The 1,801-nt window shown below is 69.7% G+C and carries 2 protein-coding genes; one reads left to right on the forward strand and one right to left on the reverse strand.

Features of this window, described 5'->3' with window-relative positions; all coding sequences use genetic code 11:
• Window positions 1–50 precede the first annotated feature (50 nt).
• Window positions 51–374, forward strand: a complete 324-nt coding sequence (locus ACFC1R_RS38740; RefSeq protein ID WP_375946419.1) for a hypothetical protein — start codon at window positions 51–53, stop codon at window positions 372–374.
• Here ACFC1R_RS38740 and ACFC1R_RS38745 read toward each other — a convergent pair.
• The gene (locus tag ACFC1R_RS38745; RefSeq protein ID WP_375946420.1) at window positions 366–1,568 is read right to left on the reverse strand and encodes an IS110 family transposase; all 1,203 of its coding nucleotides are present in this window, start codon (window positions 1,566–1,568) and stop codon (window positions 366–368) included. The genes ACFC1R_RS38740 and ACFC1R_RS38745 overlap by 9 nt on opposite strands.
• Window positions 1,569–1,801 lie beyond the last annotated feature (233 nt).

Genomic DNA, 1,801 nt, shown 5'->3' on the forward strand with positions numbered 1-1,801 from the left:
GGGGGGGTGCCCCTATGTGTTTGGTCAAGGGGGTGGGTCAGGATGGCGGTATGACTACCTGGTTCCGCACCTATGACGAGGGCGAAGACCTGTGGCTGTACTTCGAGACTGACGACGAGGGTTGGCCGTTGCGTCAGATCGAGGTTCGGGGGGAGGACGCGCGGCCGGTGGTGGCTGCCTCCTTGCGCGAGGTGCTGCACTCGTGTGATGACGCCGACCGTGCGGCGATGAGCCGCTATGAACGGCAGTACGGCGTTCTCGCCGAGGGCCCCATGGACGGCTGGCAGGACCAGCCCCAGGCAGCCGAGATCCCCGCGGAGGAGTTCGAGCGGCTGTGGGCTGAAGCAAGGCGGGCTCTCGGCGATTCAGGCTGACCCGCCGGGCCGGGGTTCGTAGAAGGTGCCGTCGCGGAGCATGGCGAACAGGACGTCGACCCGGCGCCTGGCCAGACAGAGGAGGGCCTGGGTATGGCGTTTGCCCTGGCCGATCTTCTTGTCGTAGTAGGCCCGGGAGGCCGGGTCGCTGAGCGAGGCGAACGCGGCCAGGAAGAGTGCCCGTTTCAGCTGCTTGTTACCGCGGCGGGAGGGTTGCTCGCCGCGTATGGACGATCCGGAGCTGCGGGTGGCTGGGGCGAGGCCGGCGTAGGAGGCGAGGTGGGCGGCGGTCGGGAAGGCGCTCGCGTCGCCGACGTCGATCAGGACGCGAGCGCCGGTCCGGGTCCCGATGCCGGGCATGGAGGTGAGGATCTTCGAGAGCGGGTGCTCGTCCAGCAGCTCCTGGATCCGCTTCTCCAGGAGCTTGCGCTGGCCCAGGACGGCTCGTAGCGAGCCGGCCAGGCTCGGCACGATCAGCGCGGCCGCCTCGGTGCCCGGGACGACGACGGTCTGCTCGTCGAGCGCGGTGAGGAGGTCCTCGACGAGGCGCTCGAACATACGTGGAGCCAAGGGCCGGGCGATGGCGAGAAGTCGGCGTCGTCCGGCCTTGCGCAGGGCGGCCGGTGAGCCGAACTGCTCCAGCAGGGCCAGGACCGCCGGGTGGTCCAGACGCGGCCCCAGGACGCGTTCGAGGTGCGGGTGGATCTGGGTGAGGAGGCCGCGCAGGCGGTTGGCGATGCGGGTCGCCTCGCCGGCGAGGTCGTCGTCGAAGCCGACGATCATCTCCAGCTCGGCGATGGTCTCATCGGTGAGCTCGATGCCGCGCAAGGTGTGCGGCATGGTGCGGGCGGCGTCCGCGATGATCGCGGCGTCGCGGGCGTCGGTCTTGGCCTCGCCGGGGTAGAGGTCGGCGATCCGGCGCATCGTCAGGCCGGGCAGGTAGGCGACACGGCAGCCGGCGTCCCGGGCGACCGCAAGCGGCAGGGCGCCAATGGAGGCAGGCTGGTCGACCACGACCAGGACCGTGCCGTGTTTGGCGGTGAGCTTGTCCAGCATGGCCCGCATCTTGGGTTCGCTGTTCGGCAGCCGCTTGTCGAAGACCCGCTTGCCGGCCGGGGTCAGGGCGGTCCCGTGGTGCTCGCCCTTGCCGACGTCCAGGCCGAGGAAGACGTCCACATCGCCGGTGTCGATCATGCTGATCCCTTACGAGGTCGTGCTGTCCCGGCCTCGTTGGCGTGGCACCAGTCGCCGGCATCCACGTTACGAAGAGCCTCCCAGCGAGCTGGTGGTCCTGCCCCTATCAGCGGTCTACCGGTGCCTCCGGCCCGGTGACACCACCCCCCGGATCATGCGAACTACAGGGGGGAACAGTCATGCCGAGCCGGAGGCCGGGAGCCCCATTGCGGGGCCACGGAAAAGGTAACGGG

Source organism: Kitasatospora sp. NPDC056138 (genome assembly GCF_042264695.1).
Taxonomy (GTDB): domain Bacteria; phylum Actinomycetota; class Actinomycetes; order Streptomycetales; family Streptomycetaceae; genus Kitasatospora.

Bases quoted from the DNA above. Each gene is read 5' to 3' on its own strand.
- ACFC1R_RS38745 (WP_375946420.1), bottom strand. From the start codon at position 1,568: ATGATCGACACCGGCGATGTGGACGTCTTCCTCGGCCTGGACGTCGGC.
- ACFC1R_RS38740 (WP_375946419.1), top strand. From the start codon at position 51: ATGACTACCTGGTTCCGCACCTATGACGAGGGCGAAGACCTGTGGCTG.